The following is a 24,994-nucleotide window of genomic DNA, read 5'->3' on the forward strand; positions in this document are numbered from 1 at the left end:
CCACATGCGCATTGGCGTACTCGCCCTGCAGGGTGGGGTGGAAGAACACCTGGAAATCCTGGACGGCCTCGGAGCGGATACCCGCCGGGTGCGGATGCCGCGGGACCTGGACGGCCTCGACGGGATAGTCATCCCCGGCGGCGAGTCCACCGTCATCGACAAGCTGGCCCGCACCTTCGACCTGGCAGGACCACTGGCCGCGGCCATCGGCGGCGGCCTGCCCACCCTGGCCACCTGCGCCGGGCTCATCTACTGTGCCCGGGAGCTGGACAACCCCGCCCCGGGGCAGCAGACCCTGGGGGTTATGGACGTGACCGTGCGCCGCAATGCGTTCGGCTCCCAGCGCCACTCCGCGGAGCAGGCCGTGCCCGTGGGCGCGGGCCTGACCGTCGACGCCAGCTTCATCCGCGCGCCAATTGTCACCCGCGTGGGCGAGGGCGTGGAGGTGCTCTCCCGCGTGCCCGGCCCGGACGGCGAACCCGTCGTCGTGGGCGTGCGCGCCGGGGCAGTCACCGCGCTGAGCTTCCACCCGGAAGAAAACGGTGATGACCGGGTCCACGCGGCCTGGCTGCGGACCGCAGCGTTAGTCGAGTAATTCAGCAACCACGTGTTCGCGTAAATAGTCCTGAAGATAGGGAGGGAAAATTTCGTTGTTCCGCGGCCTGCCGTGACCATGTCCGCGTCGACTAGCCGCTTCCGGTAGTTATACGCTTGTTGCACGCTGACTCTTAACCGGTTGGCGACGTCGATTATTTCCGAGGGGCCATCATCAAGGGACATAGCTGCCAGGAAACGTCGATCTTCAGTTGAGAGGTCAGATAACGCTGGCTCGTGAACCAGCTGCCCAAGTTATTTCGGGCTTTGGTGCGCTAAATAGCAGAGTTCGTTGTGTATGGATGTGTACTTTATGTATTTTGTGTATTCCCGGCGTCCTCGTGAGCCCGTTGCCAGGCTTAGCTAAAACGCATGCCGTGGGCCTGCAGCGCGCGCAGGTACGGCCGGCCCAGGCCCGTGGCTGGGGTGAGCACGCCGGTGGTCTCGGGCAGATCGTCGGGCTGGGTGGCCAGGGTGACGGCCGCCTCGGCCAGCATCATGGCGGTGGTCTTGTACCCGGGATCACCGTCGGCGGCCACGCGGGAGGTGTGCAACGCGCCGTCGGTGGTCAGACCCGTGTGGGAGATGACAAAGCCGCCGGCGTCGATGTCTTTCGGGCCCTCGCCCGGCTCCGGAATGAAACGGGACAGCGGCCGGCGCAGCTTGTCCACCATGATGATGGCGAAACCCGCGGCGGTGACGGCCTTGAGCAGGTTCGCCTTGAACTTGCCCGCAAGCCCCGTGCCCGTGGGGATGACCTCGCGGTAGCGCATGGGCCCGTAGGCGTGCCCCAGCAGGGAGTTGCTGCGGCGGACCACGCGCGTGTTGAACATGGCCATGAAAAACGGCCCGGCCCACTGCTGAAGCAGCTCGTCGAAATCGACCACCAGGTCCGGCTCGGGCCCCAGATCCGGCTCCTGCTTGTGATCAGGGGACAACGAGTGCGGGCTGTGGAGAATGGCCCCGCCCTTGGGCATTTCCTTGGCGTCCTTGCTGACCGCGCGCATCGAGTCGATGGTCCCGCCGGACAGCCCGCCCTGGAGGTGATCGACCGCCATGGTCACCTCCGCGAACTCCGGGTAGCCGGCGGAGCTAAACAGGTGGAACATGCCCATATCGGACGGCACCGAGTCGAAGCCGCAGGACGGCACGATCTTGGCCCCGGTTTCCTGGGCGGTGGCGTGCCACTGGTCGATGGTGCGGCGGATGAACAGGGCCTCGCCGCACAGGTCCACGTAGTGGGTGCCATACTGGGCGCAGGCGCGCACGACCTCGTCGCCGTAGCGGGTATACGGCCCCACCGTCGAGATCAGCACCGTGGTGCGCTGGACCAGGGCATCGATAGCCGCGGCGTCCTTCGCGTCGGCGACGATGGCCTCCACCCCCAGGTCCAGTGCGGCGAGCTTGTCCGCGTTGCGGCCGGCCACGGCGATCTTCAGCTCGGGGTGGCAGTCCACCAGGTAGCGCGCGGTGGTGGCGCCGACAAAGCTGGTCGCGCCAAACAGGGCGATGTCGAATTCACGGTCGTGGGTGCCTATATCCATGCCCTTCAGGATAACGGTAAAGCCGGCTCCCCGGCGGGGAAACCGGTCTGGGAAGCCGGCCTGGGACTCCGGTGCTGCTTGCGGCGGGAAGCCGGGCGACCGGCTTTTAGGCCCCAGGCATGCGAAAAGCCCCGGGGAGCCCCGGGGCTTAGTGCGCGCTAGGCGGAGAAGGCGAGGTGGTTCCTTAAGCCTTCAGGCCGTCGATGATCTGGTTGTACTTGTCGACCGGGCGCATGACGGAGGTGGTCTTGGCCTCGTCCGGCAGGTAGTAGCCGCCTAGGTCCGCCGGGGAGCCCTGAACGTCCAGCAGGGCCTGGGCGATCTCGTCGGCCTGCTCGTTGAGCTCCTTGGCGACGGCGGCGAACTTCTCGGCCAGCTCGGAGTCGTCGGACTGGTTAGCCAGCTCGTCGGCCCAGAAGGCGGCCAGGAAGAAGTGGGAGCCGCGGTTGTCGATCTCGCCGACCTTGCGGGACGGGGACTTGCCCTCGTTCAGCAGGCGCTCGGTGGCGCGGTCCAGGGCGGCGGCCAGCACGCCGGCCTTCTCGTTGCCGTTGGACTGCTGCTCGTGGCGGAAGGACTCGGCCAGGGCCAGGAACTCGCCCAGGGAGTCCCAGCGCAGGTGGTTTTCTTCCTCGACCTGCTGGACGTGCTTCGGGGCGGAGCCGCCCGCACCGGTCTCGAAGAGGCCGCCGCCGGCCATCAGCGGGACGATGGAGAGCATCTTGGCGGAGGTGCCCAGCTCCAGGATCGGGAAGAGGTCGGTGTTGTAGTCACGCAGGACGTTACCGGTCACGGAGATGGTGTCCTCGCCGCGGCGGATGCGCTCCACGGAGGTCTTGGTGGCGGCCACCGGATCCATGATCTCGATGTCCAGGCCCTCGGTGTCGTGGTCGCCCAGGTACTTCTCCACCAGGGAGATCAGGTTGGCGTCGTGGCCGCGCTCCGGGTCCAGCCAGAAGATGGTCTTCATGCCGGACAGGCGGGCGCGGTTGACGGCCAGCTTAACCCAGTCCTGGATCGGGGCGTCCTTGGTCTGGCAGGCGCGCCAGATGTCGCCGGCCTCGACGTCGTGGGAAATTAGGACGTCGCCGGCGGTGTTGAGGACCTCGATCTTGCCGTCGGCCGGGGACTTGAAGGTCTTGTTGTGGGAGCCGTACTCCTCGGCCTTCTGGGCCATCAGTCCGACGTTCGGGACGGTGCCCATGGTGGTCGGGTCGAAGGCGCCGTTGGCCTTGCAGTCCTCGATGACCGCCTGATAGACGCCGGCGTAGGAGGAATCCGGGATGACGGCCAGGGTGTCCTGCTCCTCATCGTTCTTGTTCCACATGTGGCCGGAGGTGCGGATCATGGCCGGCATGGAGGCGTCGATGATGACGTCGGAGGGTACGTGCAGGTTGGAAATGCCCTTGTGGGAGTTGACCATGGCCAGGTCCGGGCCGGCCTCGTAGGCGGCGTCGAAAGCGGCCTTGATCTCTGCGCCGTTGTCCAGCTTCTCCAGGCCGTCGTAGATGGCGCCCAGGCCGTTCTCGCCGTTCAGACCGGCGGCCAGCAGCTCCTTGCCGTACTTGTCGTAGACGTCGGCGAAGAAGGCGCGCACGACGTGGCCGAAGATGATGGGGTCGGAGACCTTCATCATGGTGGCCTTCAGGTGCGCGGAGAACAGAACGCCCTCCTCCTTGGCGCGCACGACCTGGGCGCGCAGGAACCCGTCCAGGGCCTTGGCGGACATGAAGGTGCCGTCGATGACCTCCTTGTCCTGGACCTTCAGGCCGTCCAGCAGGACGGTCTCGGTGCCGTCCGCGGCAGTGTGCTTGATGGTCAGGGAGTCCTCGCCGTCGATGATGACCGACTTCTCATTGTGGCGGAAGTCGCCGTCGGACATGGTGGCGACGTTGGTCTTGGAATCAGCGGACCATTCGCCCATGCGGTGCGGGTGCTTCTTGACGAAGTTCTTCACGGCCTCCGGCGCGCGGCGGTCGGAGTTGCCCTCGCGCAGCACCGGGTTCACGGCGGAGCCCTTGACGGAGTCGTAGCGGGCCGCGATGTCCTTTTCCTCGTCGGTGGACGGGTTGTCCGGGTAGTCCGGCAGGTTGTAGCCGGCGGCCTGCAGCTCCGCGATGGCCTTCTTCAGCTGGACCAGGGAGGCGGAGATGTTCGGCAGCTTGATGATGTTGGCTTCCGGGCGCTTGGCCAGGGCACCGAGCTGAGCCAGGGCGTCGTCCTGCTTCTGCTCGTCGGTCAGGCGCTCCGGGAACTGGGCGACAATGCGGCCAGCCAGGGAGATATCCGCGGTCTCGACGTCGATCTCGGCGGTGGAGGCAAAGGCCTCGACGACCGGCTTGAACGAGTAGGTCGCCAGCAGCGGCGCTTCATCGGTGCGAGTCCACATGATTTTAGCCAAGGTAAGTATCTCCTCTTGCGTAGTGTCGATTAACTAAAGTACAGCTTGGGCCAGTTTACCCCGCACCAGCGCCGAATTCTATGGATTTTTAGGAACCCGCCCGGCCCAGCCGCCAGTAACCCATGAATGACACCTGCCGGCGGTCGATGCCGCATTCCTTCACCAAGTAGCGCCGCATGCCGGTCACTACGCCCGATTCGCCGGCGATCCAGTAATAATCGCGCAACGCCGGACCCGCGGGCGGGAGGGTCTCGCCCGATGACGAAAATTGGGGGGTCTCCCACACCAGGGCGGCGCCCCCGTCGGGCTCAGCGGCGTCACGAGCTTCTCCCGCGGGAGCCGGCTTGGCTGGTGATGTAGTTTTTTCTGCCTCGCCTGCCTCAGCATGTCCCGACCCCGCGGCGACCGCCTCCCGCAGCGCGTCGGTGAGCAGGCTCCCGCGCGCGACTTTGTCCCGGATTAGCCACGTCAGCTCCACCCGGTCGGGAAGCGCGATGTCGCGGGCCTGGGCCTCAGCATCGGCGGCATCGGGCACTTCGATGAAGGCGTGGCCGGTCAGCCCGGCGGGCCACTCGTCGAGGACGCGGGCGATGGCGGGCAAGGCGGTCTCGTCGCCGAAGAGCAGGGCGCGCTCGCTGTTGCCGGGTTGGAATTCGATGCCGGAGCCGGTGGAATCATCCGCCGTCGGCCCGATCAGCCACAGCGTATCGCCGGGCTGGCAGGACTCCGCCCACGCGGAGGCCGGGCCGGGGCTGGCGCCGACGTGCAGGGCGAAGTCAATATCGACCTTGTCGCCGCGGCGGGCGCGAATGGAATAGGTGCGCATGTCCCCGCGCACGCGGGGATCGAGGCCGCGCCAGGTGGCGAACCAATCCGCCGCGCCCGCGAAACCGGTTATCGGCTCGGGGCCGGGGATGATGAGCTTGATGCGCAGGTCCCGAATCGGCCCGGACGGGCCCATGTCCGCCAGCCCGGACAAGGTCACGCGCTGGAAGTTGGGGCTAATACGCCGGCTGGCCCGGACCCGGGCGGGGAAGGGCAGAAATGGCATGGGGTAGACCTCTAAGAATCTCGATGGAGTAGGCGGAGTAGGGCTAGTGCTGTCTAACGCGGTTGCTCTTTGACGTGGTGCCGGCCCATGGGCATGACGGCCGGGGTGCCGGAGACCGGGTCGGTGATGACCTGGCAGTCGATGCCGAAGACATGCCGGACGGCATCGGGAGTAATGACCTCCGCGGGCGCGCCGTGGGCGTAGATTTCGCCGTCGGAGACCGCAACCAGCTCGTCCGAATATCGGGCGGCGAGGTTGAGGTCGTGGAGGACCATGACGATGGTGGTGCCGTTGTCCCGGTTGAGGTCAGTGAGCAGGTCGAGGACCTCCAGCTGGTGCTTGACGTCGAGGTAGGTGGTCGGCTCGTCCAGCAGGAGGATGCCGGTGCGCTGCGCCAAGGCCAAGGCGATCCAGACACGCTGGCGCTGCCCGCCGGAAAGCTCGTCGACGGCGCGCTCGGCCAGCGCGGCGGTGCCAGTGACCTCCAGGGATTCGGCGACTATCTGGTAGTCCTCCTGCGACCAGCGGCCGAGTAGTCCCTGGTGAGGGGTGCGCCCGCGGCCCACGAGATCGGCCACGACGATCCCGTCCGGGGCGACCGGCGACTGCGGCAGCAGGCCCAGCTGTCGGGCCAGCTGCTTGGTGGGCAGGGAGCTGATGTCGTGCCCGTCTAAGTAAACCTGCCCGGAGGTCGGCGCCAGCAGCCGGGACAGGCAGCGCAGCAGGGTGGACTTGCCGCAGCCGTTGGGGCCGACGATGGAGGTAATCGCGCCGGGGGTGAGTGTGACCTCGAGGCCGTCCAGGATGGTGCCGTGCCCGTAATCGAGGCGGAGGTCGCGGGCGTGTAATTGACCGGTCATGACTTTCCTAACGCAGGGATCGGTTTAGCGGTGGGTTCGGATGAGAATGAGGAATAAGAACGGCGCGCCCAGCACGCCGGTGATAACGCCGACGGGGTAGCGGGTGCCGAAGAAAAGCTGGCCCGCTAGGTCCGCGGCCAGCACCAGTACCGCGCCGACGAGGGCGGCGGGAGCCAGCACCGAGAAGCCGCGCGGGATCAGCCAGCTGGCGATAGGCCCGGACATGAAGGCCAGGAACGCGATGGGGCCGGTGGCCGCGGTGGCCACAGAAATCAGCGTGACCGCGCCCAGGATCAGCAGCACGCGGGAGAGGTTGACGCGCAGACCGAAACCAATGGCCAGCTCGTCGTTCAAGGCCAGCAGGTTGAGCACATGGGAGAGCACCAGCATGCCGGGGGCGACGACGGCGACCACGACCAGCAGGGGCAGGCCGCGTTCCCAGCTCATGTCGTTGAGGGAGCCGGTGATCCAGCGGGTGGCGGTGTTCAGATCCCACGCGGCGGCCTGGGACAGCGCGTAGTTGACCCAGGCCTGGAGGAGGGCGGCGAAGCCGATGCCGATGAGGATGAGGCGCGTGCCCGAAAAGCCCGACTTCAGGCTGGTGACGTAGATGATGAGCGCGACCGCCAGCGAGGTCACCAGCGCGATGGCGGAGGTGACTGTTTGCGACAGGTGCAGGAAGGTGATCGCCGTGACCCCAGCGGCCGAGGCCCCAGCGGAGATGCCGATGATGTCCGGGGAGGCCAGCTGGTTGCGCAGCAGGGTCTGGAAGGTGGCGCCGCCGATGCCGAAGGCGATCCCGGCTGCGACCGCCGCGGTAGCCCGCGGCAGGCGCAGGTCACCGACCGTGAAGGAAGCGCCCGGGACCGTCTGCCCGCGCAGGACGCCCAAAACCTCGCTGGCAGAGTAGGTAGTCTCACCCACCATGAGGGTTATCCACCACAGGGCTAGCACGGCAATGCCCAGTAGCGTCAGGGTCACGGCGTAGCGGGCCCGCCGGCGGTTGCGCTGGGCGCGGAGCCCGTCGGGGCTGAGCGCGGGGGAAGAAAGCGTTGTCATGCGAGCTCACGCACCTTGACTTGGCGGACAATCCAGATGAACAGCGGGGCGCCGAGGAGCGGGGTGATGATGCCGACGGCGAGTTCCTCGGGGCGGATGATAAGCCGGCCTACGGTATCGGCCACCGTCAACAGCACTCCTCCGGCCAGGGCCGAAGTGGGCACCAGCCAGCGGTTGTCGGGGCCCATGAGCAGCCGTATGACGTGCGGGACGATGAGGCCGACGAAGCTGACGGGCCCGGCTAGGGCCGTGGCGGTGCCGCACAGGATGACGGCGCCGACGGTAGCCAGCAGGCGGGTGCGCAGCACCTTAACGCCGAGCCCTGTGGCTACGTCGTCGCCGAGGGCCAAGGCATTCAGTCCGCCCGTGTGCATCACGACGATCAGCAGGCCCAGCACCAGCAGCGGGGCCGCTATTCCGAGCAGGTCCCACTGGGCGCCGCCCACGGAACCGATCTGCCAGAAGCGGAAGCGGTCCATGACGTCGGTGCGCGGCAGCAGGATGGCGCTGACCAGCCCGGAGCAGGCTGCCGCGGTGGCCGCCCCGGCCAGGGCGAGCTTGAGCGGGGTGGCCCCACCGCGCCCCAAGGAGCCGACCGCGTAGACGAAGACGGCCGCGGCAAAAGCGCCCACGATGGCCACCACCATGGTGCCGAGCGCGCTCGCCAACCCACCGAAGGCTATGCCGATGACGACGGCCAAGGACGCGCCGGACAAAACCCCGAAGATGCCCGGATCGGCCAGAGGATTGCGGGTGACAGCCTGCAGGGTGGTGCCGCTGACGGCAAGGGCCGCTCCCACCACTAGCGCCATGACTGTGCGCGGCAGGCGGGTATAGGCCACCGCCTGCTCCGAGGTGGCGGACAGGCCGCGGAGGGCGTCCAGGGCGTCGGCGACGCCGATGGAACGGGCCCCGAACATGACGGAGCTGACCGCCGCCGCGACGGCAGCGAGGATCAGCAGGGCGACAACAGCGGAGTTTTTAATCTTCAACGGCCTCGTTCAGAATTCGGAAGTAGTCATCGATGGTCTGGGGCAGGGCCAGCGGGGACTCGTTAGCGGCCGCTCCCAGCGGGCTGTCGGGCAGCAGGGCGATCCGGCCGTCGCGGACGGCCGGGATCTTCGACAGCAGCGGATCCTTCTGCATGTCCTCGATGGCCTTGGCGTCCTCGTCCGCGTTGCCGGAGGAGTAGGCGATGAGGAAGTCGACGTCCTCGAACTGCTCGGGGTTTTCGGCCGAGACTTCCTCCCAGAAGCTTTCGGTGTTCTCCGAGTGATCCTTGACGATCTGCGGGGCCTCGAAACCGTGGTCCACGAGGAAGCCCATGCGGGTATCCCTGGTGGTGAAGAAGCCGATCTTCGACTTGTCGGACGCGCCCCCGAAGGCGGTGAACAGCGGCTTGGTCCCCTGGAGCTGCGGGTACTTCTCGAGCGCGGCGTCGACCTGCGACTCCAGATCCTCCAGGAGCTTGCGCCCCTGGTCGGGCTTGCCAAGTGCCTGGGAGTTCAGGGTGACCATGTCCTTCAGCGAGGTCGCCCAGGGGATGTCGGGGTAGGCGACCACCGGGGCGATCTTGGACAGGGTGTCGTAGTCCTCCCGGGTCAGGCCGGAGTAGGCGGCCAGGATGACGTCCGGCTGGGTGTCGGCGACCTGCTCGAAGGGGATGCCGTCGGTCTCGTCGAAGAGCGCGGGCTGCTCGCCGCCGAGCTCGTCGATCTTGTCCTTGACCCAGGGCATCATGTCGTCGTTGTCGTCGTCGCCCCAGGTGACCTTGGCCATGCCGACGGGCACGATGCCGAGGGCGAGCGGGACCTCCTGGTTGGACCAGCCGACGGTGGCCACGCGCTGCGGAGCGTGCTCGATGGTGGTCTCGCCGAAGGCGTGGGTGACGGTGGTGGGGAACTGCGCCGCGTCGGCGTCGTTGGCCGCGCTATCCCCGGAGGCCGAGTGCGCTGACGAATCGCTGCCGGACTCATCCCCGCTGGAGCAGGCCACCAGCCCGAAGGACAGGCAGGCGGCAGTGGCGAGGGCTGCGGCGGTACGGCCGGGGTCGGTGAGGCCGCGGCGACGGGTGGCAGAGGGGAGATGAGAGTTGCTCATGGGCGGGAACCTCCTAGGTGGTGCTTGTTTAGGCTTACCTACTCTAGCGGCAGCGGGCGGGTGCGGTCTAGCCGCGCTAAAGTGCTCTATGTCACCGTCCGCGTGTGTGCGTTGGGAAGTTCACGGGAATATGGCGCTGACGTGCGAATATATTTGCCGCGGAGTACTCTAAGCCCGATGCGCAACCAATCAGAACCCCAGAAGCGACAGCCCAGGCGGGCCCTGCGCCGCCAGCCGAAGCCGCGGCAGACCGAGATCTCCGAGCTCCGCCGCCGCGTGGTCATGGTCGCACTGGCGCTGGGTGGATTCGGGATCGGCACCACGGAGTTCGTCTCCATGGGCCTGCTGCCGCTCATTGCGGACGACTTCGGCATCACCGAGGACCAGGCCGGCCACGCCATTTCGGCGTACGCGCTGGGCGTGGTGGTAGGCGCGCCGCTGATTACCGCGGTCACCGGCCGCACGCCGCGCCGCCGGCTGCTCATCCTGCTGATGATTGCCTTCACCCTGGGCAATGCCCTGTCCGTGGTGGCTGCCAACTACCCGCTGCTGCTGGCCGCCCGCTTCATCGCGGGCCTGCCGCACGGTGCGTATTTCTCCGTCGCCGGCCTGGCCGCGGCCTCGATGGCCCCGGCCGGCAAGCGCGGCAAGGCCGTGGCACTGGTGGGCATGGGCCTATCCGTGGCGACCGTGGCCGGCGTGCCCGCCGCCCAGGCGCTCGGCGTGGCGGCCGGCTGGCACGCGGCCTACCTCTTGGTCGCGCTCATCGGCGTGGCCACCCTGGTGGCCCTGTGGGTCCTCATGCCGCACATGACCCGCATGCCGGCCACGTCCGTGCGCACGGAGCTCGGCGCCTTCGGCCGCAGCCAGGTCTGGCTGACGCTGGCGATGGGCACCGTCGGCTTCGGCGGCATGTTCGCGGTCTATACCTATATCTCTTGGACCATGACCGAGCGCGCCGGCCTAGACCCGTCGCTCATCTGGTTGGTTCTCATGGCCTACGGCATAGGCAACGTGGCCGGCAACTATTTCGGCGGCACCCTGGCCGACCGCAACCTGGAAAAGGGCATCCTGTTCTCCCTGGTGCTGATCGCCGTCGTGCTCGTGGCCTTCTACTTCACCTCCCAGTCGCCGGTGCTAGGCGTGCTGAACTTCGGCATCATCGGCTTTTTCGGCTCCTCCCTGGTGCCCTCGCTGCAGATCCGGCTCATGGACGTTGCCGGCGATGCCCAAACGCTCGCCGCCGCGCTCAACCACTCCGCGCTCAACCTGGCCAACGCCTCCGGCGCTGCGCTGGGCGGGGCCGTGGTCGGCGCCGGCCTCGGCTATGCCAGCCCGGCTCTAGCCGGCGCCGGCCTAGCGCTAAGCGCCATCGTCATCTGGTTCATCACGCAGGCCGCCAAAGCCCGCGCTAAAAAGGCCAGCTAAAACCCGCGAGACCTCGTCGCTAAGGCTGTCGCGAAGGCTCGGGCCCGCTCCCCGCGGCCGGTGCCTACTTCTGCTCCCTATCCCACTGCCCGGAAGGAGGGAATTTTCATGTCCCGTCTCCACGTCCCGCCACCGGCGCTGCGCCGGCGCCCACGGCCGGTCCAAACCGATATCACCCCGGCCCGCCGGAAGGTGGTCATGCTCTCGCTGGCCCTGGGCGCGTTCGCCCTGGGCACCACCGAGTTTGCCGCGATGGGGCTGCTGCCGCTTATCGCCGGGGACTTAGGAGTGACGGAGGACCAGGCCTCCGCGGTGATTTCCGCCTACGCCCTGGGCGTTGTGCTCGGCGCGCCCGGCGTGGCCGCGCTGACGGCCCGGCAGCCGCGCCGGCGCCTGGTCATCGTCCTGCTGGCGGTGATCGTGGCCGGCAACGCCCTGTCCGTGATGGCCGGCTCCTTCCCGGTGCTGCTGGGGGCGCGCTTTCTAGCCGGCATCCCGCACGGGGCGTATTTCTCCGTAGCCATGCTGTCCACGGCGTCGATGTCCCCGCCCAAGGAGCGCGGCCGGGCGCTCGCCTTCGTGGTCACCGGCCTGACCGTGGCCACCATCTTCGGCGTGCCGGCCGCCCAGGCCGTGGGCGATGCCGTCGGTTGGAAGGCCGCCTTCGGGATCGTCGCCGGCCTGGCCGCGGTGGCCCTGGCCCTGCTGTGGGTGGTCATGCCGCACATGACGCTCATGCCAGCGACCTCCCTGCGCACTGAGTTCTCCGCCTTGGCCAACCGCCAGGTGTGGCTGACCCTGGCCATCGGCGTGGTGGGATTTGGCGGCATGTTCGCCGTCTACACCTACATCACCTGGGTGATGACCGAGCGCGCCGGGCTGGACGCGGGCTGGATGTGGCTCATCCTCATGCTTTTCGGCCTGGGCATGACCGCCGGCAACTGGCTGGGCGGCCGGCTGGCCGACTGGAACAACGAGCGCGGCTTGGTGCTCTGCGTCGGGCTGCTGTGCATCTCCCTGCTGGCCTTCTACTTCGCCTCCACCGCGGTGGTGCCGGCCATCGTGACGTTCATGTTCATCGGCGTCTTCGGCATGGCGCTCCAGCCGCCGCTGCAGGTGCGCCTGCTGGATGACGCGGGCAAGGCCCAGACCCTGGCCGCCGCGCTCAACCAGTCCGCGCTGAATACCGCCAACGCGGCCGGCGCCGCTCTGGGCGGGGCCGTGGTCGGCGCGGGGTGGGGCTACGGCTCCCCGGCGCTGGCAGGCGCGGTGCTCGCCGCCATTGCCGTGGGCATCTGGGCGCTCGCGCAGCGCGCGCGTTAAGCTTTGCAGCATGAGCTTTACCATCGCCACCGTCAACGTTAACGGCATCCGCGCGGCCTGCAAACAGCGCAACGAGAACAACCCGGGCATGAACGCCTGGCTGCAAGAAACCGACGCTGACGTAGTGCTGATGCAAGAGGTACGGGCATCGCAAGCCCAGGCCGAAAAGGCCCTGGCCCCGGCCTTGGAGACCGGCTGGCACCTGGCGATGGCCGAGTCCCTGGACCCAGGCACCAAAGGCCGAGCCGGGGTGGGCATTCTGTCCCGCACCCCGCTGCGCGACGTCGTGGTCGGGCTGGGCACCTTCGGCGACTCCGGGCGCTGGATCGAGGCCACCGTCGAGGACCCGGCGGCCGCCGCTGGCGGAAGTGCCCTGCGCGTGGCCTCGCTCTACCTACCGAGCGGGGACACCGGCACGGCCAAGCAGGACCAGAAGTACCGCTTCCTGGGTCAGTTCTCCGAGGTCCTGGCCGAGCGCGCGGAAACTTACCCGCAGATGGTCATCGGCGGCGACTGGAATATCTGCCACCGCTCCCAGGATCTGAAGAACAACAAGCCCAACGAGAAGGTCTCCGGCCATCTGCCGGAGGAGCGCGCCTTCATGGACCACGTCTTCGGCAGTTTCCCGGATCCCACCCCGCAGGACAAGGCCGGCCTGGGCGACTGGCGCGGGGTAGTGGACTACCCGGGCGGCGAGGTCTGGGCCGCGGCCGAGGAACCGGCGTGGTTCGACGTCGACCGGCGCCTGCACCCGGACCCAGAGCAGGACGGCCCGTACACCTGGTGGACCTACCGCGGCCAGGCCTTCAACAACAACGCGGGCTGGCGCATCGACTACCAAGCCGCCACCCAGGCAATGCTGGACCGCGCCCAGTCTAGCCGCGTGGATAAGGCGCCCACGGTGGAACAGCGCTGGTCGGACCACTCCCCACTGCTGGTGACCTACGCTTAAGAAGCAGCGGGAGAATAGATTGACCCCACTGTTTAGCGTCCTCTACATCATCGGAATCACCGCCGAGGCGATGACGGCTGCGCTGTCCGCCGGGCGGCAAAAACTCGACCTCTTCGGCGTGACCCTGCTGGCCGCCATTACGGCCTTGGGCGGGGGCACGGTGCGCGATATGGTGCTCGACGACTACCCGCTGACCTGGGTGGGTCAGCCCAAATACCTCGTCTTCGTGCTGGTTGCGGCAATTATTACGGTGTGGATGTCGTTTTTGATGCACTACTTCCGGCACCTGTTTTTGATCCTGGACGCGCTCGGCCTGGCGGTCTTTTCGGTGCTGGGTACGCAGGTCGCGCTCAACCTGGGGCACGGCTTCGTCATCGCCTCGGTCGCCGCTATCATCTCCGGCGTCTTCGGCGGCATCCTGCGCGACCTGCTCTCCGACCGTGTGCCGCTGGTCTTTTCCGGCGAGTTTTACGCCTCCATCTCTCTGGCCGCCACGGCGGTCTACATGCTGCTGCTGGAGGCCGGCCTGAGCGTGGAGATCACCGCTATCGCCACCGTCATCTTCGGCTTCTGCGCCCGCCTGTGGGCCATCTACTCCAAGCGCGGCCTGCCGGTCTTCGAGTACAAGGGCGCCGAGCAGCCCATCGATCCGCGCCTGCGCCTGTCCGCCCGCCTGGTGCGCGACGGCGCGCGCTCGATGAAGCGCCGCGCCGGCAGCCTGGCCAGCGGCCGGAGCCTGCGCTTCGACGCCTCCGCCTACACCTCGGTCAACCGCCAGACCGGCAAGCACGCCCGCGGCAACCGGGACCGCGATCCGCAGCAGCAGTGGGTCATCCAGCGCCCCCGCAAGGCCGCCCAGCCCACCCGGCACGCCAAGCCGGATCCGAAGCGCCAAGCCGCGGCACCCAAAAAGCCCAAGCCCAAAGCCAAGTGGCCGCGCCTGCCGAAGGGCGGCCTGCCGCGGCGCAGCTGCCCGGATGAGGGGCAGTGGGAGCAGAACGATTAAGGCAATCTGCGTGCCCGGGTGCTAGACTATGGCACGCACAATATTTCCCGGAAAACTTGGAGTTAATAGAAACTATGGCGCGCGCAATCATTTACTTCGTGCTCGGTGCTGTCTTGCTGGCACTCGGTATCTGGTGGTGGACCGTGATGGGCCCGAGCTTTGCCTTCCTGCTCCCGACCATCACGATGGGCATCGGCGGCGCGTTCATGGTGGCCGGCTGGGCCGTCCTGATGGACGTCAAGAGCCCCACCAGCCGCAAGCTCTAAGCTTTCTAAGCAAACACCCAACCGCCAGGCACCGCGTTGCCCGGCGGTTTTTCATACCCGGTGGTTTTCCCGCCGGCATGTCCGGCGGTGCTTCTTCGTGCCTGCTTCCGGCCGGCGGGCGGCGCGGGTTTCGCGCCCGGGAGGGGGCGTCGTGACCCGGGCGGGGGTAACAGGGATTACACTTGAGCCATGACTGATCAGAACGCGAAAGCGGCCGAGGCCGCGACCACCCGAGTACTATCCGGCATCCAACCCACGGCGGATTCCTACCACCTGGGCAATTACTTGGGAGCGTTGAAGCAGTGGATCGAGCTGCAGAACAACCACGACGCGTTCTACTTCATCCCGGATCTGCACGCCATTACCGTCGAGCAGAACCCGGAGGAGCTGCGCCAGCGCACCTTGGCCGGGGCCGCGCAGCTTATCGCGTTGGGCATTGACCCGGACAAGTCCACCCTCTTCGTGCAGTCGCACGTGCCCGCGCATGCGGAGCTGACCTGGGTCCTGCAGTGCCTGACCGGCTTCGGCGAGGCCTCCCGCATGACCCAGTTCAAGGACAAGTCCGCCAAGCAGGGCTCGGAGCGGACCTCCGTGGGCCTGTTTACCTACCCGGTGCTCATGGCCGCGGACATCCTGCTCTACTCGCCGCACTACGTGCCGGTGGGCGAGGACCAGCGCCAGCACTTGGAGCTGACCCGCAACCTGGCGGAGCGTTTCAACGGCAAGTACGGCGAGACCTTCCGCATGCCGGAGGCCTTCATCCCCGAGGGCTCCGCCAAGATTTACGACCTGCAGGAGCCGACGGCGAAAATGTCCAAGTCGGGCGACAACCCGAAGGGGATCATCAACCTGCTGGATCCGCCGAAGACCTCGGCCAAGCGCATCAAGTCGGCCGTGACGGACGACCTGGGCGTGGTGGCCTTCGACCGCGAGACCCAGCCGGGCGTGTCCAACCTGCTGGCCATCCAGTCCGCGCTAACTGGCAAGGCCATCGACGAGCTGGTGGAGTCGTACGCCGGCAAGGGCTACGGCCACCTAAAGGTGGATACCGCCGAGGCCCTGGAGGCGTTCACCACCCCGCTGAAGGCGCGCTTCGACGAGCTGATGGCGGACCCGGCCGAGATCGAGCGGATCCTGGCCCGCGGCGCCGAGCGCGCCTCGGAAGTGGCCCAGCCCCTGGTAGACGACGTCTACGCCAAGGTAGGTTTCCTGCCTGCGCGCCGATAAGCAATTACGGTTAAGCTGTCAAGACAGCCGCAGGAAATAACTTAGCCCGCAATCAAGTCCGTCCCCCGAACCCAAGAGGAGTGCCCGTCGTGGCAGCCAAGACCACCTCGCGCCGCGAGAACACCGACCAGTACGGCATCGAGCGCACCCGCCAGGATGAACCCGGCGCCGTAGACAAGCTGCGAGACAAGTCCCGGATTGTTGAGCGCACCATGCGTATGCAGGAGCGCTATTCCGCGGAGGGCGGCAACCAGTTCGCCGCCGGCATTACCTACTACTCGGTGCTGGCCATGTTCCCGATCCTCATGCTGGCCATGGCCGCAGCCGCCGCCGTGCTGGCCAACCGCCCGGACCTGTTCGAGCAGGTCCAGGACCAAATCACCAACGCCGTGGACGGCGACCTGGGCGATACCCTCAACGAGGTCCTGCAGACGGCCGTGGACCAGCGCGGCGCCATGTTCGGCATCGGTGGTATTACCGCCCTGTGGTCCGGCCTGGGCTGGATGAACAACCTCCGCGTGGGCATTTCCGCCATGTGGCGCATCGACGCCACGGAGGGCGGCAACTTCGTGGTCAAGAAGCTCAACGACCTGATTGGTCTTATCGGCCTGCTGCTGGCCTTCGCCGTGGCCTTCGGCGTGACCGCCGCCGGTACCTCCGGCCTGACCCAGAAGGTCTTCGAGTGGGTGGGCATCGAGTCCTTCCCCGGCATGAACTTCGTCCTCTTCGCCGCCGGCCTGGTGGTCGGCCTCATCGCCAACTTCCTGGTCATCTGGTGGCTGGTGGTCGTGCTGCCGCGCACCAAGGTCCCGGCCAAGTCGGGCTTGCAGGGCGCCTTGCTGGGCGCTATTGCCTTCGAGGTCATCAAGCAGCTGTCCACCGTCATCATGTCCTCGGCCACCGGTTCCCCGGCCGGCGCGGTCTTCGGCCCGGTCATCGTGCTGATGATTGTGATGTACCTGATCTGGCGCGTGGTGCTCTACGTCTCCGCCTGGACCGCGACCACCGACGAGTCGCTGGCCCAGACCCCGCTGCCGGCGCCGGAGCCGGCCGTCATCCGCGTGCGCAACGAGATCCATGAGGGCCCGAACACCGGTGTTACCCTGGGCGCCGGCGCGGCTATGGGCGCTGCCGCCGCGGGTATACTGGCACTGCTCAACCGCAAGAAATAAGTTCTGACGAGGTAATTTAAGCGAGGTTCTCCCGGATGGCCACTGCGCACAATCTCTACCAAGCACACCAACTTGATACCAGTGATAGCTGCCAAGCCCTGGGGATAATCATGGCAGGCCGGGACGCGCGCCTACAGAGCCTGGGCGAATCCGAACAGTCGCCGCAGCGCCGCGAGGCCCAGCTGGTCTTTTCCGTGCTGTCCAACCCGCAGCGCCGCGAGCTCTATGATGCCGCCATCTCCGCCGGCCGCAGCGTCGACTGGTCCGACTTGGAGCACCTGGCCAATTTCGACTGCTGGCCGGATCCGAACCTCGCCCGGCCGGTCACCCAGGCCGACAAGCAACAGCCGCAGCAGGCCCAGCACACGCAACACACGCAACAGTTCTTCCAGCAGCCGCAGCGGCAGGCAGAAACGCAGCAGGGGTCGCCCTACGGTCAGCCGCAGACGCAGTACGCCTCGCCGGCGTCCCCGTACGCGCAGCCCTTTAACCCGCACCAGGTGCCCACCCAGAGCGCGAACCTGCCGGCGGCCCAGCGCTACTCGGATGCGGTGGCGGCCAACCCGGAGGTCGAGCGCATCGCCGCCCGCCCGAGCGCCGGCGGTCGCTTCGGCATGGCCCTGTTCGACGGTTTTCTTGCCACCGCTGCCTCCGGCCTAGTCGGCGGTCTACTGGCCGCCGGCGGTGGGGTACTCTCCGACGCGGTGAGCGGAACGCTGGGGGCCGTGGTATTCACCCTGCTGTGCATCGCCTATTTCCTGGGCTTTGAAACTTACATGGGCGGCACCCCGGTCAAACGCATGATGGGCTACAAGGTCGCCAATGTGGAGACCGGCCGGAACCTGACCCTGGGCGAGTCCGCCAAGCGGCAGTGGTTCCGCGTCGTGCAGATCATCCCTGGCCTGGGTTCGCTGGTCTCCATGGGTGGTTCCCTGTTCGTGCTGGCCTCTATCAGCCCGTCTAACGAGCTGCGTGGTTCCCACGACCGTTGGGCCGACGCTGAAGTAACGAAAAAGCCGCGGCAGCAATAACGATAACGACCACCGCCGCCACCGCGGCGATGCCCAGCCAGCCGTCCGATTTCTCGATCCAACTGGCGCGCTGGTGAGTGTCTGAATCCGCCGGCGGGGCGGGCGTGGGGGTCGCGTCCTGGGCGGCGTTGTCGTCGCCCTTGTCGTCCGCGTCCTCCTCGTCGAGGCTGCCGATGCCGGACCCGGCCGGGACCTCGTAGGCGGCGTGGAGGAGCATCTGGGCCTGCTCCCAGGCCCGCGGGCCGTGCTCGATGGTGGTGTCCAGGAGGACGGCCTGCAGGCGGCGGCCGTCGCGGTCGAGGGCGCCGACGAAGGTGTGATGGGCGTCGTCGGTGTAGCCCGTCTTACCGCCGATTCCGTCCGGATCGTGCATGAACAGCCCGTTGTCGTTGCCCAGCTCGTAGCCGGGGTGGTCCTCGTAGCCGGGAAAATCCACGGACTCGGTGTTGACTATCCGCGCGAAGGTCGGGTTGGCGTAGGCTGCCCGGTAGATTCGGGAGATGTCCCGGGCAGAAGTCGACATACCGGGCGCGTCCAGGCCGGAATAGGAGGCGGCAAAGGTCGAGGTAGTGCCCAGTTCATGGGCCAAGTCGTTGACCTTGTCTAAGGTTGTCTCGTCCCCGCCGAGCTCCTGGGCCAGCGCGTGGGCGGCGTCGTTGCCGGAGGCCATGAGCAGGCCCTGAAGGAGCTGCTCGATGGTGTAGCGCCCGCCGGCGCCGATCCCGACGGAGGAGCCGGTGATACCGGCGGTCTCCTCGTTGGCCACGACCTCATTGTCGAGATCCAGCTCGTCGATGGCGACCAAGGCAAGCAGGGCCTTGATGATGGAGGCCGGGCGGTAGCGCCCGTCCGGATCCTTCTGCGCGATGATTTCGCCGGTGTCGATGTCGCTTACCATCCAGGCACTGGCGACGACCTCGGGGTTGAGATCGAAGCCTTCCGGCGCGGTGACACCGCAGGCCGCGCCCTCCACCGGCGGCAGCGGGGAGGGGGATTCCTGGCCGGGCGCGAGGTTCTCGGAGGTGGTGCTCGGCTCGGCCGGCACGAGGGAGTGGGGGCAGTCGTTGGTATCCGGCGCGGTGGTGCGGATGGAGCTGCTCGGCTCGTCACCGGTACCGTCGTCCTGCAGGCCCTCGGCGGCCTCAGCGTCGGTCAGATCGGCGGCGGGGTCCTCAAAACCCTCGGGCACCTCGGCGGCCGGATCGCCCGGCCCGGCCTCCTGGGCCTGGGCGGCGACTCCGGCGGGGGAGTGGGCCACCACGACGGGGGCGGGGGCGACGAGGGCTGCGGCTAGAGCTGCAGTGATAATTCTTTTCATAGCATGACATATCTTAAAGGCACACCTACTATGGCCGGTATGCATGACGCACCATTAATTAGTCCGGAAAACAAAGACGCGGGCGCGGACGTTTTCGCCCAGCTGCCGAAGATTACCCTCTTCGAGGAGCTTGGCGCCACGGTCGCGCAGGCCGTCAGCCCGGCGGAACTCACCGCGGCGGTCTCTAAGCACCTGCAACGCCTGGTGGACGACCACGTGGTCTACGCGGAGCTGCGCTTTAACCCGTCCCGCACCCAGCTCGCGGCGGAAGAGGCGCTGGCCGCGGCCGTGGCCGGGCTGGACGTCGAGGGCATCGACGCCCGGATCATCGTCACCGCCGAGCGCGGCGCGCAGGACCCAGCCGCCGTGACCCAGCTGGCCCAGCTCACCGTGGCCCAGCACAGCGGCAAGGTCGTCGGCTTCGAGCTCGCCGCGGACAACGGCCAGGAAAGCCAAGACGGCCGGGCCGCGGCGCCGTTGGCCGGCTTCGCCGCGGCGTTGCAACCCCTGCGCGAGGCCTACGTGCCTTTCGCGGTGCGGCTGACGGCCGCCGGCGATGCCGAGGACATCGGCCAAGCGCTGCAGGCGGGCGCGACGCGGCTGACGCTGACCGCCGGCATCATCGATGACTTCAGCGCGACCCTGGAGGGCATCGAGCCGGGCCGGGTCTCGGCCTGGGTGCGCGACCGCCACATCCTGCTGGATGCAGCACCCCGCTTCGAGATCGCCCGCGGTGAGATCGAGGAGCTAGTCGACCACCCGCTGCCGCTGCTGCAGCAGCTGGGCTTTAACTGCGCGGTCAGCTCCGGGTCGTGGGCAACCGGCAGCATGACCGAGCAGCTCAGCGCCCTGGCGGAGACCTTCGGCTACGGGCTGGAAGAATTCTTCGATCTGTCGGTCAGCGCGATAGAGCACTCCTTCGCCAACCAGGAGGACCGCCAGCACCTGCTGGAGACGGTCTTTCTGCCGGCCTACGAGGAGCTCTCCGACGCCGAATTCGCCGAGGACCACCACGAACACGACGGTACCGAAGACACCCTCGGTGCTGCCGAAACCCCAGGAGAAGAGGTATAAACCATGTCGAAAGTACTGTTCGTAATCTCCGCGGCGCAGGAATGGACACTGGCCGACGGCAGTACGCGCGAGACCGGTTTCTGGGCCGAGGAGCTCGTCGCCCCGCACCGCACCTTTGCCAACGCGGGCTGGGAGATCGCCTTCGCCACCCCGGGCGGGCGCGAGCCCGTCGTGGACGAGACCAGCCTGGAGAACCTGAACGAGATGCAGCGCGAGTCCCAGGAGGATTACCTCGCGGCTATCCACTACGAGCTGTCCCAGCCGCTGGACCTGGCCGAGGTCGACGAGGCCGACTACGACGTCGTCTTCTACCCGGGCGGCCACGGCCCGATGGAGGACTTGGCTGAGGACGCCACCTCGGCGGCCCTGCTGGCCCGCCGCCACGCGGCCGGCCGCCCCCTGGCGTTGCTGTGCCACGCGCCGGCGGCGCTGCTGGCCGTGCCAGCCGATGAGAACGGCCAGTGGCCGTTCGCCGGCTACGAGATGACCGCCTTCAGCGATGTTGAGGAGGGCGAGGAGACCCTGGCGAAGGCGAAGTGGAGCCTGGAGCAGCGCCTGCGCGAGCTGGGCGCGGACTACCGCGCCGCGGATCCCCTCCAGCCCAACGTGGTTAAGGACCGCCACCTGTTTACCGGCCAGAACCCGGTCTCCTCGGAGTCGCTGGCCCAGCGCATCCTGGCCGCGCTGCGGTAGACAAAAGCAAAAGCCAGCACCGAAGAAAATCACTCGGTGCTGGCTTTCGCTGCGCCGGCGGCCTTTCGTGCCGGTGGCGGGCCTAAGAATTTGGCCTAGAACTTGGAGAAGCGCTTGACCAGCATCTCCTCGAGCGCCTTCCACGCCTCGGCGTGGTCGTTAAACGGCTTGGACGGCACGTAGCCGGCCTGCTCGGTCGAGCCCAGCATGTAGCCCAGGTAGTCCTGGAAGCGCGGGTGCGACAGGAAGAAAGAGTTCACCGAGTCGTCGCCGGCCCAGTCGGCGGCATCCGCGCAGATCTCGTAGCAGCGGTTCATCTGCTGCGAGTCGACGTGCTCCGGGCCCTTCTCGATGTCACGGGCGATCCCGTTGAAGGTGTACTGGTTGTCCGGGTGGACGGTGACCTCGAGCTCGCCGGCGTTGCCGGCGTTGACGATGTCCTCCCAGGTGGATACGCGGGCCAGGTCGTGGTCGTCGTTCTCGATGACCCAGCGGGCCAGGTGCTTGCCGGTGGGGAAGGTGAAGATCTCGCCCCACTTGCCCAGAAAGACCGGGGAGGAGCCCAGGTAGGTGCGCAGCGTGTACACGGACTTCTGGTCGATGGTGATCTTCACCGGGTCGATGCCGGCGGCCGCCCAGATGGACTTGTCATAGGGATCGGCGGCCTCTTCCTCGGCCTTACGGGCTGCGGCGGCGTCCTCGCGGGCCTGGCGGGTGGCCGCGGCGGCCGCGGTGATGCGCTTGTCGGCGTCCTCGACCTGCGCGGAGTCGAACTCGGAGCTGTCCACCGCCTGGGTGTGGGCCTCCAGGTCGTCCAGGACCTCGGCCCAGTTGCCGGCGACCACGCTGCCGACGCCGGTCCACTCGCTCATGCCCTGCGGGCCGGCGTAGTGGTCGGCGCCGCGGGCGACGTTGCGCAGCAGGGAGTGGCTGGCGAAGAAGATCACGGAGTGCTCCGCACCGGAGACCTCCGCCAGGGACTGGGTCAGTTCGAAGTTGCGGGCCACGGTGCCGACGTTGTCGTGGCTGGGCGCGCCCGCCAGGCGGTTGGGCACGTCCACCAGGTCGTAGACGTCGCGGGTGGCCGGGGTGATGCGGTCCTCGCCGCGGGCGGCGAAGGCCTGCCACTCCGGGTGATCGAGCAGATCGTGTTTGTGATCGGATTCCACGTAGCACAGCAGCTCGGCGGCGGATCCGAACAGCAGGACGGATTCGTCATTGCCTAAGAAGGCCTGCCACTCGGCACCGTCTTGGCGCCATTTCGGGGCCCACAGGGTGAAGTAATCACCGGCGGGCAAACTCAGCTTTACGGGAACGATCGCGCGGGTGCTCATGGCGTTTAAGTCTACCCAAACCTCCCGCCCGGATAGGCGACCCGCCCGGGCTTTAGCCAGTAGGCCGCCAGAATCCGAGGAATTGCATCCCGATATTGGAGGTGCGCACCGGGTTGACCTGGACCGGATCGCCGGCCTCGACCATCTGGCCGTTGCCGGCGTACATGGCCACGTGCCCGTCCCATACCGCCAGGTCGCCCTCCTGCAACTCGCTGGCGTCCACCTGCCGGCCGACGGCCTGCTGGTCCGCCGTGCGCAGCAGGTCGACCCCGGCCTGGGCGTAGGCCCACTGGGTCAGGCCGGAGCAGTCGAAGCCGTTCGGGGTCGTCCCGCCCCAGACGTAAGGCGTGCCCTGCTGGGACAGCGCGGCCTTAACCGCCGCCTTGCCCGCGGCGTTGCCGCCGTCCTCCCCGCCGGTACCTTCCTGGTGGGCGACCAGCTCGACCTCGTTTTCCGGCGCGGTCTCCGGCAGGGCCTCCGGCGCGTGGCCTCCCCCGGCGCCGGGGAGGGAGGCCTGCTCCTTGAGCGCGGCGACCGCGTGCGCGCCGCGTTCTTCCGACGGCAGGGCGGAGCCCACGTGGGAGGCGGCGATATCGACCAGCGGCTGCGCGGCCGCGGCGAGTTCCTCGATCAGCTGGGCCACGCGGGCGCCCGCCCGGGCGACGAACTGCTGGGCCAAGGCCGCCAGCTGGGCGGCCGCCGCGGCGCGGGCCGCCGGGTTGATGGCTAGCATGCCCAGCGCGACGGGCAGGGCCTGACGCCCCAGCTCCACGGCGATGCCCACGATGTCACCGCCGGCGGCAAAGACCAGGTCCCGCCCGCGGGCGAGCGCCTGGTGCAGGGACTCACGGTCGCTGCCCAGGGCGTTGGCAGCCGCCAGCACCGGGGTGGCGTCGGTCTGGCTGATGCGTGCGAGCGGCTCCACCGCGGCGACATCAGGGTTGACGGGCAGCTCCAAGCCTGCGGGGAGGTCGGCCGGGCGCATCGCGGAGATGGTCTTGAGGGCTTGGGTGATGACCTGCATCAGGAACCTCCCGCGTGGGCGGCAAGGCGGCCGGCAGTGTGCTCGTCGGTGGCGGCCGCGGCCGCGGCCAGGGCGTAGCCGGCCCGGGAAATATGCGCCAGGTCCGCGCGCAGGCGCTCTGTGCGTTGATTGATATTGGTCACAGCGGCGGCCAGGCGGGCGCCGAAGTCGTGCGTGGCGGCATCCAGGGGTATCGCGGGCGGGGCAGGCAGGCTGCCTTGGGCGTTGCGGGCTACGTCGGTGGCTAGTTGGCGGGTCAGGTCTGGGTCAACGTCGAGAATACTCATGCCTTCTTAGACTGCGCGGACACCGGCATGGTTCCCGCCGCTTTCTCAGTGCTGTCCATGCCCTACGATGGGGGACATGGAAACCTACGTTGTTGATCACCCCCTCGCGGCGTCCCGCCTGACCCTGATGCGCGACGCCCGCAGCGATAACACGGCTTTCCGCGCCGCACTGAAGGACCTGGGCACCATGCTGGTCTACGAGGCCGCGCGGAACTTGCCGGTGGAGCACTTCGACTGCCAGACCCCGGTGGACGTGGCGGAAGGCACCCGCCTGCAGGACCCGCCGATCATCGTGCCGATCATCCGCGCCGGCCTGGGGATGATCGACCCCGCGCTGGCGATGATCCCCGACGCCCAGGTCGGCTTCATCGGCATGGCGCGCAACGAGGAGACCCACGAGCCGGTCCCGTACCTGGAGGCCCTGCCGGAGGACCTGTCCGGCCGCACCGTCTTCGTGGTCGATCCCATGCTGGCCACCGGCGGCTCGCTGCTGCACTCGCTGCGGCTGCTGGCCGACCGCGGTGCCACCGATATCACCGCCATCTGCATGGTCTCGGCGCAGCCGGGCGTGGACGCGCTGGCCAACTCGGGCCTGCCGGTGCGCCTGGTCACCGCGTGCATCGACCCGAGCCTGGACGAGGACGCCTACATCGTCCCCGGCCTGGGAGATGCCGGCGATCGCCTCTACGGCCCGCGCAACATCGACTTCTAAGCTAGGCTTTAAGGCGCACATCATCGAGCGTCTTCCACGGGGGTGGGGAAGTTTTGACTACGGCTGCGCGTCCGGCCTTGAGCTTTTGGAAATCCTGCGGGGAATTATTCGCCAGCAACCTGCGCACCGCGCGGGTGCGCCGCGGCCTGTCCCAGCGGGCGCTGGCGGATATCTCCGGCGTCTCCCGCAACCAGATCGGCAACCTGGAGCGCGCCCGCGCCGCGGATCCGACGGTATCCACGGTCTACAAGCTGGCCCTGGCCCTGGAGATCCCGCCGGCGGTCTTGCTGCCGTATACCCGGCAGTTCGCGGCCTCGCTGGTGGCCGAGATCTCCGACGTCGCCGCCTTTTCTCCGGCGTACGTGCGCCAGCGCCGCCGCGAGGCGACCCAGCCAGCCTTTCCCGGCGGCGCGGGCAAGTTGAGGGCCTGACTATTGGCGCGCGGGGAGGGGCGGTTATACTGGGCGACTAACTGAACAGCATGGTCTAGTTGTAGACTGTGGCGAGTACTAAACGAGCAGTTGCCTAACGCGGTGAG

The 24,994-nt window shown here is 67.8% G+C and carries 24 protein-coding genes and 1 pseudogene; 13 read left to right on the plus strand and 12 right to left on the minus strand.

The window, feature by feature from the left end; genetic code table 11:
* Positions 1-4: 4 nt before the first annotated feature.
* Entirely contained in the window at positions 5-595 is a 591-nt protein-coding gene (pdxT, locus tag CCONF_RS02605) for a pyridoxal 5'-phosphate synthase glutaminase subunit PdxT (protein WP_290224913.1), read from the plus strand.
* Positions 596-636: 41 nt separating this feature from the next.
* Here the strand turns inward: pdxT and CCONF_RS11575 are convergent.
* The 8 genes and pseudogenes from CCONF_RS11575 to CCONF_RS02640 all read right to left on the minus strand — a co-directional run.
* Positions 637-840: pseudogene (locus CCONF_RS11575) on the minus strand (DUF8462 domain-containing protein); the annotation flags it as partial.
* Positions 841-953: 113 nt separating this feature from the next.
* Positions 954-2,138, minus strand: a complete 1,185-nt coding sequence (locus CCONF_RS02610) for a saccharopine dehydrogenase family protein (protein ID WP_290224914.1) — start codon at positions 2,136-2,138, stop codon at positions 954-956.
* A gap of 184 nt (positions 2,139-2,322) precedes the next feature.
* Positions 2,323-4,539 (minus strand): NADP-dependent isocitrate dehydrogenase, encoded by a 2,217-nt coding sequence (locus tag CCONF_RS02615; RefSeq protein WP_290224916.1) that lies wholly within the window; start codon positions 4,537-4,539, stop codon positions 2,323-2,325.
* Between the two features lie 88 nt (positions 4,540-4,627).
* Positions 4,628-5,590: a siderophore-interacting protein gene (locus tag CCONF_RS02620; protein ID WP_290224919.1), complete on the minus strand. Its 963-nt coding sequence runs from the start codon at positions 5,588-5,590 to the stop codon at positions 4,628-4,630.
* A 53-nt stretch (positions 5,591-5,643) separates the two neighbouring features.
* A complete protein-coding gene (locus tag CCONF_RS02625) occupies positions 5,644-6,450 on the minus strand; it encodes an ABC transporter ATP-binding protein (protein WP_290224921.1) in 807 nt (268 codons plus the stop codon).
* A gap of 24 nt (positions 6,451-6,474) precedes the next feature.
* Positions 6,475-7,509, minus strand: a complete 1,035-nt coding sequence (locus CCONF_RS02630; protein WP_290224923.1) for a FecCD family ABC transporter permease — start codon at positions 7,507-7,509, stop codon at positions 6,475-6,477.
* Complete coding sequence (locus tag CCONF_RS02635; protein ID WP_290224925.1) at positions 7,506-8,501, minus strand: FecCD family ABC transporter permease; 996 nt, start codon at positions 8,499-8,501, stop codon at positions 7,506-7,508. Before CCONF_RS02635 ends, CCONF_RS02630 begins: the two co-directional genes overlap by 4 nt.
* Entirely contained in the window at positions 8,491-9,609 is a 1,119-nt protein-coding gene (locus tag CCONF_RS02640) for an iron-siderophore ABC transporter substrate-binding protein (protein WP_290224928.1), read from the minus strand. Before CCONF_RS02640 ends, CCONF_RS02635 begins: the two co-directional genes overlap by 11 nt.
* Positions 9,610-9,786: 177 nt before the next feature.
* Here CCONF_RS02640 and CCONF_RS02645 point away from each other — a divergent pair, with 177 nt between their 5' ends.
* The 8 genes from CCONF_RS02645 to CCONF_RS02680 all read left to right on the plus strand — a co-directional run bounded on the left by CCONF_RS02645 (position 9,787) and on the right by CCONF_RS02680 (position 18,014).
* Positions 9,787-11,037 (plus strand): MFS transporter, encoded by a 1,251-nt coding sequence (locus tag CCONF_RS02645; RefSeq protein WP_290224931.1) that lies wholly within the window; start codon positions 9,787-9,789, stop codon positions 11,035-11,037.
* Between the two features lie 108 nt (positions 11,038-11,145).
* Entirely contained in the window at positions 11,146-12,360 is a 1,215-nt protein-coding gene (locus CCONF_RS02650; RefSeq protein ID WP_290224933.1) for an MFS transporter, read from the plus strand.
* A 10-nt stretch (positions 12,361-12,370) separates the two neighbouring features.
* Positions 12,371-13,312, plus strand: coding sequence for an exodeoxyribonuclease III (locus CCONF_RS02655; protein WP_290224935.1), 942 nt, complete (start codon positions 12,371-12,373; stop codon positions 13,310-13,312).
* A gap of 19 nt (positions 13,313-13,331) precedes the next feature.
* On the plus strand, positions 13,332-14,318 hold the full coding sequence (locus CCONF_RS02660; RefSeq protein ID WP_290224939.1) for a trimeric intracellular cation channel family protein: 987 nt from the start codon (positions 13,332-13,334) through the stop codon (positions 14,316-14,318).
* 74 nt (positions 14,319-14,392) lie between these two features.
* Complete coding sequence (locus CCONF_RS02665; RefSeq protein WP_070769226.1) at positions 14,393-14,584, plus strand: hypothetical protein; 192 nt, start codon at positions 14,393-14,395, stop codon at positions 14,582-14,584.
* Between the two features lie 189 nt (positions 14,585-14,773).
* Positions 14,774-15,811: a tryptophan--tRNA ligase gene (gene trpS, locus CCONF_RS02670; RefSeq protein ID WP_290224942.1), complete on the plus strand. Its 1,038-nt coding sequence runs from the start codon at positions 14,774-14,776 to the stop codon at positions 15,809-15,811.
* Between the two features lie 89 nt (positions 15,812-15,900).
* Positions 15,901-16,983 carry a YhjD/YihY/BrkB family envelope integrity protein gene (locus tag CCONF_RS02675; protein WP_290224944.1) on the plus strand — a complete coding sequence of 361 codons (1,083 nt, stop codon included), beginning with the start codon at positions 15,901-15,903 and terminating at the stop codon, positions 16,981-16,983.
* Positions 16,984-17,093: 110 nt separating this feature from the next.
* Positions 17,094-18,014 carry an RDD family protein gene (locus CCONF_RS02680; protein ID WP_290224946.1) on the plus strand — a complete coding sequence of 307 codons (921 nt, stop codon included), beginning with the start codon at positions 17,094-17,096 and terminating at the stop codon, positions 18,012-18,014.
* On the opposite strand, the gene CCONF_RS02685 is transcribed toward CCONF_RS02680, so the two are convergent.
* The gene (locus CCONF_RS02685) at positions 17,944-19,332 is read right to left on the minus strand and encodes a D-alanyl-D-alanine carboxypeptidase family protein (protein ID WP_290224948.1); all 1,389 of its coding nucleotides are present in this window, start codon (positions 19,330-19,332) and stop codon (positions 17,944-17,946) included. The genes CCONF_RS02680 and CCONF_RS02685 overlap by 71 nt on opposite strands.
* A 39-nt stretch (positions 19,333-19,371) precedes the next feature.
* On the opposite strand from CCONF_RS02685, the gene CCONF_RS02690 reads away from it, so the two are divergent.
* Together CCONF_RS02690 and CCONF_RS02695 are read left to right on the plus strand one after the other, a co-directional pair.
* On the plus strand, positions 19,372-20,406 hold the full coding sequence (locus CCONF_RS02690) for an amidohydrolase family protein (protein WP_290224951.1): 1,035 nt from the start codon (positions 19,372-19,374) through the stop codon (positions 20,404-20,406).
* Positions 20,407-20,409: 3 nt separating this feature from the next.
* Positions 20,410-21,099 (plus strand): type 1 glutamine amidotransferase domain-containing protein, encoded by a 690-nt coding sequence (locus tag CCONF_RS02695; protein ID WP_290224953.1) that lies wholly within the window; start codon positions 20,410-20,412, stop codon positions 21,097-21,099.
* Between the two features lie 95 nt (positions 21,100-21,194).
* Here the strand turns inward: CCONF_RS02695 and CCONF_RS02700 are convergent, their stop codons facing one another.
* From CCONF_RS02700 to CCONF_RS02710, 3 genes are read right to left on the minus strand one after another with little or no spacing between them, the layout of a single operon-like run.
* Positions 21,195-22,433 carry a SatS C-terminal domain-containing protein gene (locus tag CCONF_RS02700; protein WP_290224955.1) on the minus strand — a complete coding sequence of 413 codons (1,239 nt, stop codon included), beginning with the start codon at positions 22,431-22,433 and terminating at the stop codon, positions 21,195-21,197.
* Positions 22,434-22,485: 52 nt separating this feature from the next.
* A complete protein-coding gene (locus CCONF_RS02705) occupies positions 22,486-23,457 on the minus strand; it encodes a C40 family peptidase (RefSeq protein ID WP_290224958.1) in 972 nt (323 codons plus the stop codon).
* A complete protein-coding gene (locus CCONF_RS02710) occupies positions 23,457-23,744 on the minus strand; it encodes a transducer protein Htr23 (RefSeq protein WP_290224960.1) in 288 nt (95 codons plus the stop codon). Before CCONF_RS02710 ends, CCONF_RS02705 begins: the two co-directional genes overlap by 1 nt.
* A gap of 76 nt (positions 23,745-23,820) precedes the next feature.
* Between CCONF_RS02710 and upp the strand changes: the two genes are divergently transcribed.
* Positions 23,821-24,456, plus strand: a complete 636-nt coding sequence (gene upp / locus CCONF_RS02715) for a uracil phosphoribosyltransferase (RefSeq protein WP_290224962.1) — start codon at positions 23,821-23,823, stop codon at positions 24,454-24,456.
* A gap of 77 nt (positions 24,457-24,533) precedes the next feature.
* Positions 24,534-24,887, plus strand: a complete 354-nt coding sequence (locus CCONF_RS02720; RefSeq protein WP_290224965.1) for a helix-turn-helix transcriptional regulator — start codon at positions 24,534-24,536, stop codon at positions 24,885-24,887.
* The last annotated feature ends 107 nt before the right edge of the window (positions 24,888-24,994 follow it).

The organism is Corynebacterium confusum (genome assembly GCF_030408715.1).
In the GTDB taxonomy this organism is placed as follows: Bacteria; Actinomycetota; Actinomycetes; order Mycobacteriales; family Mycobacteriaceae; genus Corynebacterium; species Corynebacterium confusum.